The organism is Microcystis sp. LE18-22.4A (assembly GCF_027531105.1).
Classification (GTDB): Bacteria; Cyanobacteriota; Cyanobacteriia; order Cyanobacteriales; family Microcystaceae; genus Microcystis; species Microcystis aeruginosa.
This window is the reverse complement of sequence record NZ_JAPZRB010000336.1, coordinates 1-8,912: the sequence shown is the minus strand read 5'-3', so window position 1 is coordinate 8,912 and position 8,912 is coordinate 1. Positions and strand designations below refer to the sequence as shown.

Annotated in this window: 8 protein-coding genes and 1 pseudogene; 1 reads left to right on the top strand and 8 read right to left on the bottom strand. The window is 40.0% G+C overall.

Going from position 1 to position 8,912, the window contains the following annotated elements; all coding sequences use genetic code 11:
• Window positions 1-156, top strand: a pseudogene (locus tag O9295_RS14765) (RNA-guided endonuclease InsQ/TnpB family protein); the annotation flags it as partial.
• 66 nt (window positions 157-222) lie between these two features.
• Here O9295_RS14765 and O9295_RS14760 read toward each other — a convergent pair.
• From O9295_RS14760 to O9295_RS14725, 8 genes are all read right to left on the bottom strand, one after another.
• Entirely contained in the window at window positions 223-597 is a 375-nt protein-coding gene (locus O9295_RS14760) for a putative quinol monooxygenase (protein WP_288033533.1), read from the bottom strand.
• 148 nt (window positions 598-745) lie between these two features.
• A complete protein-coding gene (locus tag O9295_RS14755; protein WP_288033531.1) occupies window positions 746-967 on the bottom strand; it encodes a reverse transcriptase domain-containing protein in 222 nt (73 codons plus the stop codon).
• An 83-nt stretch (window positions 968-1,050) separates the two neighbouring features.
• Window positions 1,051-3,231: a hypothetical protein gene (locus O9295_RS14750; RefSeq protein ID WP_288033529.1), complete on the bottom strand. Its 2,181-nt coding sequence runs from the start codon at window positions 3,229-3,231 to the stop codon at window positions 1,051-1,053.
• A 5-nt stretch (window positions 3,232-3,236) separates the two neighbouring features.
• Entirely contained in the window at window positions 3,237-3,896 is a 660-nt protein-coding gene (locus O9295_RS14745; RefSeq protein WP_288033527.1) for a Pvc16 family protein, read from the bottom strand.
• Between the two features lie 22 nt (window positions 3,897-3,918).
• Window positions 3,919-4,152: a hypothetical protein gene (locus tag O9295_RS14740; RefSeq protein WP_008198637.1), complete on the bottom strand. Its 234-nt coding sequence runs from the start codon at window positions 4,150-4,152 to the stop codon at window positions 3,919-3,921.
• Window positions 4,149-4,877, bottom strand: a complete 729-nt coding sequence (locus O9295_RS14735) for a T4 family baseplate hub assembly chaperone (RefSeq protein WP_288033526.1) — start codon at window positions 4,875-4,877, stop codon at window positions 4,149-4,151. Before O9295_RS14735 ends, O9295_RS14740 begins: the two co-directional genes overlap by 4 nt.
• A gap of 47 nt (window positions 4,878-4,924) precedes the next feature.
• Window positions 4,925-5,476 carry a phage tail protein gene (locus O9295_RS14730; protein WP_008198641.1) on the bottom strand — a complete coding sequence of 184 codons (552 nt, stop codon included), beginning with the start codon at window positions 5,474-5,476 and terminating at the stop codon, window positions 4,925-4,927.
• Between the two features lie 70 nt (window positions 5,477-5,546).
• Complete coding sequence (locus O9295_RS14725) at window positions 5,547-8,591, bottom strand: phage tail sheath family protein (protein ID WP_288033524.1); 3,045 nt, start codon at window positions 8,589-8,591, stop codon at window positions 5,547-5,549.
• Window positions 8,592-8,912 lie beyond the last annotated feature (321 nt).

The following is an 8,912-nucleotide window of genomic DNA, read 5'->3' as shown; positions in this document are numbered from 1 at the left end:
GTTTGTTCTTGTGGGTGTGTCTTGGATAGAGACGAAAACGCCGCTATAAACATTCTCGCACGGGCAAATACTGTCGGGCGGACAGAAATTCAAGCCCTCGGACAGACTACCCACTGTCTATTAAGTGAAAGCTTAGTAGATCAGGTAACTGGATGAACAGGGAATCCCGAAGCGCTTAGTGCGATGGGAGCGTCAATCCTTCTCTTTTGTGTCAGTCCGCGGTTAAGCTTCGCTGGTGCGGCGAATACCTTCGTCGAGAACGAAGAACTGAGGGTTAAGAGAAGCCAATTGCTCCCGCAGCTTTTCGATTTCGGAAGCGGGAGCGTGAACTTCTAGGCGAATAATCTTGGCGATTTTGAGAAGTTCGTCTAGCAGTTCCCCAACGTTTTGTAGGTGGGCAAGAACTGCGGAAGCATCGACGTAACCCTCGCGGCAATGAAGAATATTGCCGCTAAAGGAAAAAGCGTAATGGATACAGCCCTCTTCGGTGCGGGTTCTCTCAATGAACTTGGGGCCTAGTTCCTTAAACGCATCAATTTTTCCTTCTTGTACTTCAAAGTAGGGTACGAGGGTACAGCAAGTATCGATTTTGAACATCAGATTCTCCTTCTAGGTGGTGCGGAGGGATATCCCGCGTTTGTGGTGATCAGAAAAGGTTATCTCAGGGGTTGTCTAGGCCGTGCGCTCCTACAGAATCATGCCCTGCTGTAGGGGTGAACGGCTTTCTCACAAAATATAACAGACTTCAGGTCGGTTTTTTGAACTTGGGCAATTTGGATTGGACTTTGAAGTACCATCCTAAGAAATTGAACCCATCTGTCGTGGCTGTTACCCGTGTTTTCTTGGCACTGACATTCATTCCCCTTTCGTTAAGAAATGTGTCAATCCTTTGGAGTAACTTATCCCTATCATCATTTGGTTTTAAGATGTACACACAATCATCTGCGTATCTGATGCAAGTCCCCAATTCTTTGATTCGATTGTCCTTTTTATCAGAGGAGGCAATTGGCTCTGGTCATTATACAGCAAGCTGTTTAGCCATATCGTCCGTCAGGTATTTATTGCCGGAAAATTATCCTGAAAGACAGCCTGTAGATTAGTTAACTTTTCAGAAAGGGACAGATTGCCTAAAATCCCCATTTGTGAGCCATTTTCAGCACCCCTGAAGATTTCAATAGGTGTCATATAACTAAGTTGTGCATACCCTGGATTACCATAAATCCGTGAAACAAAAAAGGGTTGTAATAATTCTGATCGTGAATCTGAATAATCGGGTTGACATCGATACTGTGATGGTGTTTTAGATTTAGAGGGAACATAACTGAAAGAAATATAACCTTCTTGCCGTTTCTGTACAAGAATTGGCTCGGTAAAAATGACTGAATTAGCAGCAATAATCATAGTAATTTTGGTGCGTCCTATAACCGTTGTCTGTTCTATCTTGGTTTCGGGTCCCCAATTATTGTCCACTTCGGCATTAATTGAATCAACTAAATTAATTAGACACCACCAAAAGCTAAAAGCCTTGTATTGTAAAAGTTTCAGAAAACAGTTTGTGTAAATACTTTTGTTTAAGTGCTTATTAGAAGCAATCGCATATTGATTTCTGTCATTACTTCCATCAATAATACTATTGTGGATATCTAAAACCGTGTTATCTGAGAACAGATATATTGAACTAAGAATGCTATGAGCGATTCTAACCTCTAAATTGACATCAATATTTTCAGATGATTCTAGCGTTTTAATGGCTGCTTTTTTATTCCATACCGTGCAATGACAAATTACCAACTGTAATTTTCCTGCTACTGAGATCGTCCCGTTTAACCATAAACCATTCAGTACCAATTTAGAACCAGAATATCTACCAATAATATTCAAATTTCCTAATAAGCAAGGACGACAACCATCGGCTGCTTCAATAGTTAAACTGAAGGGAGTTTGACGTTCGACAAAAACCTCTTGAATAATCGCAAAGTTAGAATCTTCCTCAAGATTGTAAATACAATTATCAGAAATTGATATTATTCCGGGTAGATCACTTTGACTCCATGCTTGAATTGCTTCGGTTAAGGAAGAAAAAGAATTTTTATCCCTAGGAGCATCAGTCATTAATTGTGAAACGTTTCCTCGCCAAATCCCACGGACGTTCGATAAAGTTTGACGACGAGAATAAGAACCTCCACCAATCTCAGCACTAAATCCATAAGCATAATTAACCAAAACTTTATTGGTTTTAAGATTAGCAGGTAAAACCATCCGTCCACATTTAAGATCAACACAGATTGAATTATCTATTTCCTGAAGATTTGGCCATTTACTTAAATCGGTAACTTGCAAGGTTAAATTCGGATAATTATTAACATCAATAACAGAACCATTATCGAGAAAAATAAAAATTTGTAATGGAGGCCGATCAATCAAACCATTGACAAGAATTTCTGAGACAGTATTAGGTTTAGTTAGAGGCTGCAGATCAGACGGAGTTAAGGGAATGGGTAAGCTATTATTAACAGAAGTTTGATTATCTTGATTATTCGATGGTGGTTTAAATAAAGGACTATCAATTCCTAAGGGATTAAAGGTATAACAATTGTCTTGAATATGACGTGCTTGAGCGAACTGAATGAAAAAACTCCGCAATGGATAGAGAAAAATTCCGATATTATAGATATTATATTTTCCATTGGCAATAATTTCCAAATTACTCATTAATAAAGGATTACTACCGCCGACAGAAATATCTATTGTGCGAGCAAAGGGATCATTTATTGTATTGATTAATTCTAAGTTATTTAAAGAATGTAAATCTAAGGTTTTTCCCCTGTCGAGATTTATATTCTCTAAGTTTTGTGTGATTGATAACTTAACAAAATAAGGAATAATTTTTGCTGGTAAGTTTGTTGATTCATAAAGGATATTTTCTAGAGATTTTAATGTTCCTTTGCGACGACGATTTCGTAAAGTATTAGCTACCTGTAAACGAGCAGTACCCAAAAGATGGCTAGTTTGATCTGAAAATTTAGTTCCTATCAGTGTAGCTAAATAGGGAATAACCCAATCTTCACAAGTTTCAATAAACCAATTACTATAAAGCTCCTCGATATTTTGTTCAAGGATGTTTAACTCTAACTCCATAATATTTAGGAAAGCAAGCAGAGGAAAACCCTGCTCTAAATCTCGTTGTCGATAAAAAATAGGTAATAATTCGTAAAGGCGATTTTGGGTCATCGTGATTAGATCGTTTTTCTGGTTTTTCTGGTGCTTTTTTTGGTAGATGTAACTGTTCCCTCAACTTTCTTCACTGTCTTCAAGAGAATTTTTTCCCCAGAATCAATCAGCACGACAGAAGCTTGATAAGCTATAGATAAGTTATGAGTAACTTGAAAAAATATAGTCCATAATTTAGATAGTTCTTCTAAATTTAAGTAGATAGGTGTCAATTTGACTGTTTCAATTTGGTTAGCTAAATCTGAAGCGGCCAAATAACTATCACTTCCAGTTGTGCTAATAGTTTGACGAATTAATTCTGGTTTAAGAATTGGGGTGTCTGTCAATGCGGCTATCATCCCTCCCATTAACCTTTCTGGTTCTTGCTGTTGTCCTCTACCATAAAAGGTCAACAAGTAATCTAAATTGAGGGCATTTTGCCAGCGATCAACTAATGAGCCGTCCGATTCTGTGTGGGGTATGGGGAAAGATCGGTTGCGAAGAGTTGCATTTGCTTCTACTCTATAAAGATAGAGGTTAACCCCTACAAAACCGGGTTCAGGAGCTTGAGGACGACCTGTGGTAACTGTCGGTGCTGCTGATAGGTCAGGGACTTGCTGAATCGCTTGGGCGATTAAATCCCGAAAGGTGGCGGTAACTGTTGCGATCGCTAAATAGTTGCTCATAATGCTTATTTATGCTTCTGGGTCAGATTGTCCCCTCAACAGATTGAAAAATAGGGTTTAGCAGTTTCTTTTGTTTTGACCAACTATCTTCCCTGTTAGAATGATTAAAACTCTTCCAAGAATCTTCCCATAAAATTGTTTCTCTAGCCTCGTTCATTAATTCTCTGTGGGCTGAAAACTTAGGTGTCAGTGGAGGTAAAATAGTCGCTTTATACCCTAAAGAATGTTCGGCTAATCGCCCAAAAAAATCGCTCATTGCTCGATTCTTCCTAGATAATATTTACGTCTTTTGGTAGTCATTCCTAAGATAGTCTCTTCTGGCCAACCATAAGCTTGTGCCAATAAATGAACCTCCTCTAAGAGACTTTTTGCTTGAGTGCTGATTTCCGACCAGAGAAAAGCGACAATATCAAATTGATCTGACCAAGCATTGCGACAATTAGGACAATCTAAATTCAATAATAATTCGGCCTGAGGATCACAATCAACAATCGCTTCTCCTAAAATTTGAATGGTTGTTGTTGTTAATTGTTCATTCTTTATTTCTTGACCATCTTGGGTTGCTTTAATAAGACTGCGACGGATTAATTGTTGACGGGCTTCTTCTAAATTGGAACTTTGAGAAATGGCCGCTAAATCTTTACTATTTAATAACCGAAAGGTTAACTCAATTCCATTATTCTCAATTGTATAACTTGTCTTGATCTCTGTTTCAGAGACGATACCAAGTTCCGCCACATTAAAAGTAAATTCTAACATCTCAGAGCATTGTGGGCATTGAACCGCCGCTTGTAGGTTTGTTCCTAATAACTGCTGATATAGAGTAAATAAACAGCGATTGCGTTGGCCAATCGTAAACTGACAAAGTTCTTCAAGGGTTTGCTGTGGTTGCGCTAGAGCTAAGAGGAGCAACCCCCGATACCACAGTGGTTGTCCCTCTCCTAACTCCCATACTCTCACTAAATCAAAAGCAGATATCATAAACGATTAACCAAACACAAAATGATTGGGTGATTTAGAGATACAAATCAACTAGCAGGCAGAACAAAGCTACCCTCAGTAGGTTCTTTAACGTTATAATCCCGTTCCCAACCTTCATTTTGTAAAGTTATGCTTTGAAAAGCAAATTCATTCCCCAACGAGTCTAAATCTGATAAGGCGACATACTCTGATACCCAACAGCGATAGACATTATAAGCAATGACTTTTTGTCCAGCTTCGTTGTAAAGTTCGATGATAATATCTTTACGAAAATCTTTGAGGGAAACAATTTGATTAGATTGATCGGGTCCTTTGGTAGAATTACTATAGTCCCAAACTTTATTCGCCCATTGTTCAAAGGTTACATCATGGGTGACACCTTGTCTGAGGGTAATTGGACCATATTCTGTTTGTCCGGGTGAAGGACGGGGGGTACTGGGATCTCCCCCATAGCGAAATCTGACGACCTCTGTAGTACGCATTAAATTGGTCACATTATTGACTCCGGCAACATAAGTATTATCCCACTTGACCCGAAATCGGAAATTTTTGTAAGGGTCATAGCGATAGGTATTAACTTTAAATTGTGGCGCTGGCATGAAATTCTCCTGAAAAACTAATGAAAAGTTGAGTGATTTTTTCTTTAATTACTGATACAACCCTCAATTATTAGGTTGTTTGACCAGCCTGTTGTTGGATTTGGATCACAACAAACTCGGCGGGTTTGACTGGGGCAAATTGAACGAGAACATTAACAATTCCTAGGTCGATGTCTCTTTGAGTGGTTGTGGTTTTATCACAGACCACTTGATAACTGTAAAATGCTCCTTGGCGCGAAAGAGACTCCATAAAGCTACCGACGCTTAATCTCAAGGCTGACCAGAGGTTTTCATTATTCGGCTCGAAAACAGCCCATTTTGTGCCTTGATAGAGGCTCTCTTCAATATAAAGGGTCAATCTTCGCACGGAAACATATTTATAGTCACTATCAAGTATATCTGCTCCCCGTAAGGTGCGATCGCCCCAAACCACTGACCCGACAATGGGAAAAGTTCGCAAGCAGTTAATCCCCAAGGGGTTGAGTACACCATTTTGTTGATCGGTGAGTTTTAATTCTAAACTATTGATCCCCAAGATGCCTGCATCTAATCCAGCCGGAGCTTTCCAGACTCCTCGTGTCACATCGGTAGCGGCATAAATTCCGGCAATAATGCCACAGGCCGAAAAGGTGTCTAATTGGTTTTTCATCATGGGATCTTCCTTGATCACACGAGGGAAATAAACCGCAGCATTAATGGTTTCTGGCCCTTCTATCCCGACATCAGTGGGTTGTAACTGGCTGATATTGCCATTTTTTACCTCTCCTAGCCATTTCATCGGCGGATCGACAATTAACATCGCCCGTCGTTCAAAGCAATAACTCAATGCTTCAGTATAAACTAGGGGATCAATATTGTTCTCCGCTATTCGTTGATCAGGGGGAATGCACATAATGTTAAACAGTTCTATTTTTTCTAGGGCATAGATTCCTGTTCTTTGATCTTGATCTCCAGTATAGGTTTCTACGGATAGATTCTTTCCATTATCCCCTCCTGCTACTTGAGAGGTTGCCCCACCGGGTGGCGTTATTGAGGGAAGCTTTGAGCTATCAACTCGAACGAGTCGGGATTCATTCTTTAAAACTAGATCCAGTCGGTTGGGTGAAGGGGGGGTCGTCGTCTTGATGGTAACATTGGTAAATTGCTCAAAATCGGTTGTTCCATTGGGGTAAGTGATCTGAACCGTTAAATTAAATAGATCGTTTTTGTTCAAGCCATAACTGGCAAAATTTTCGGCAACTTTATCGGTAATGCCTTGTGTATTAACAGTGGCTGTTAATTTAGTTCCCCATGTTCCGGGGTTAGCGGCTTCTAGGGTGAGAATTTGCTCGGCAGGAACGGCAGCAGCAGCAACAGGAATCGCCGCAAGAACTGCGTCAAAGAATCCTTTGAGTGTTGGGTTTGTTGCTGCTGCATCAACAACATCTTTTATAGAGCTTATGTTTTCGAGTTTTTTACTGACATCTGCAACTGTTGGTTGAGGAGTCTTGAATTTGTTCCCATCAGTATCAAAAATACTATCTAGTGCAGCTTGAAATCCAGATTGTGAAGACCCTAAGATAGTTTTTAGGGCTGTCTTAACTTCTGGATAAGGTGCGATTTTTGTGAGTATATCATTTCCAATTAAAGCTTGTATTGCTGCATCCAAAGCTGCTTTAAGACTGTTCCCCTTCACTTCAGCAGCAACCTGTTGAGCGATCTTTTTGTTATCAGAACCACTGACTGAATTAGCCGCATTTGTAGCGGCAGTAATAAGTTTTGAAACTGTTAAATCTGAAGCTTCTTTGTTGCCATCATCACCAAAAAGAGCATCGATCGCTGCTTGAATTGGGGTTAAAGCCGCTTTGATAGGGGCAACAGCAGGACCATAGACTTTAAGCGTTAGAGTTGCTGTTGGGTAAGGAGGAGTTTCATAAGTGTTATTCGTGATAGCATCATCAATGGCTTTTTTAACATCATCTACAGTCGGATTAGTCTTACTAGCGGCATTCTGAGCGATTGTCAGCAAACTTTGCACCACCGTTTTTCCCGGTTCTTCTGTCTGCTTGTCAGCTACATCTTGAACAGTAGCTTTAACAACAGCCGCAACTACATCTAATGGTGTTTTACCGTCACCAGTAACTTCATCTGCTGCGGTTTTAACATTAGTTGCTGCTGCCGTAATCATAGATACAGCCTCAGTAATGGCTTTTTGAACACTTTGTACTGTAGCCTCAGTCTGAGCAGCTGCTTTTTGAGCGATTGTCTGCAAACTGGTTGCGACCGTTTTTCCCGGTTCTTCTGTCTGCTTGTTAGCTTCTCCTTGAACAGCCGTAACTACATCTGATGGCTTTTTATCGTCACCAGTAACTTCATCTGCTACGGTTTTAACACCATGGGCTCTTGTCGTAATCGTAGATACAGCGCCATCAATAGCTTGTGTAACAGTTTGTACTGTAGGATTAGTCTGACTAGCTGCTGTTTGAGCGATTGTCAGCAAACTGGTTGCGACCTTGTATTCTAAGCTGTCCGGGTTAAATATAGCTTTAATTTCTCCAATTTCTCTTGCTACCTTCTCAGCCTGAGCCTTTTTAACTGGATCAATATCATTAAATGCGATCGCAAAATCGATTGTAGCTTTAACACTATCTGCTGTCGCACCAGATTTACCAGCGGCATCACTAGCGATTTTCAGCAAACTGGTTGCGACCGTTTTACCCGGTTCTTCTGTCTGCTTGTCAGCTTCTCCTTGAACAGCATCAACTGTTGCCTTTTTATCTTCACCAGTAACTCCGTCTGCTGCTTTTTTAACCGCTTGTGCAGCATTATTAGCATTTGTATTCCACTCATCTAATGATAATGTTGTTTTTGGTTCAAATAAGCGCACAATTACAGCTTGAGAACCCCCATTAAGGAAAAAGTCTTGAACGGCATAACTCATGGGAAAATCATAGGCTAATCCCCCAAAAAAACGCTGATAATCCCCAAAGCTAAAAATAGTAATAGGCTCTTCAACGGGTCCGTACAAGGCTCGTCCGACAAAAGCGGTAATCGAAGTAGCAACCCCAGTGATGGTATGTCGTCCACTGGGTAATTCTTGAATATAAACACCAGGATAAGTAACTTGAACTGGCATAGCTCCCCCGGAACTGTATAATCAATAACTCATAGCCGTCAGTTTGTGCTAATAAAACTGAAAGTAACTAGAAATATAACCCCAAAAGCCATCTTTTTTGTATAAACTTGTCTTACTTTTTATTTGATTTCCTTGAAGAAAGATGAAGAAAGATGAAGAAAGTTTTTAAGAAATATTAAGTAGGGCTTGCTGAATAAATCTAAAAACCTTGTTGGATAAGGCTTTTAGACTTTTTTGACCTCAAAAAGTGCCGACCATTGGAGGGATCGGGGGTAAAATTCAGGTACTTTTTCCCTGAAAATTAGGTAACTGACCCCCTCA

Excerpts from the sequence above, each read along its gene's own strand:
- O9295_RS14760 (WP_288033533.1), bottom strand. The coding sequence starts at position 597 with ATGTTCAAAATCGATACTTGCTGTACCCTCGTACCCTACTTTGAAGTA.
- O9295_RS14750 (WP_288033529.1), bottom strand. The coding sequence starts at position 3,231 with ATGACCCAAAATCGCCTTTACGAATTATTACCTATTTTTTATCGACAA.
- O9295_RS14745 (WP_288033527.1), bottom strand. The coding sequence starts at position 3,896 with ATGAGCAACTATTTAGCGATCGCAACAGTTACCGCCACCTTTCGGGAT.
- O9295_RS14740 (WP_008198637.1), bottom strand. The coding sequence starts at position 4,152 with ATGAGCGATTTTTTTGGGCGATTAGCCGAACATTCTTTAGGGTATAAA.
- O9295_RS14735 (WP_288033526.1), bottom strand. The coding sequence starts at position 4,877 with ATGATATCTGCTTTTGATTTAGTGAGAGTATGGGAGTTAGGAGAGGGA.
- O9295_RS14730 (WP_008198641.1), bottom strand. The coding sequence starts at position 5,476 with ATGCCAGCGCCACAATTTAAAGTTAATACCTATCGCTATGACCCTTAC.
- O9295_RS14725 (WP_288033524.1), bottom strand. The coding sequence starts at position 8,591 with ATGCCAGTTCAAGTTACTTATCCTGGTGTTTATATTCAAGAATTACCC.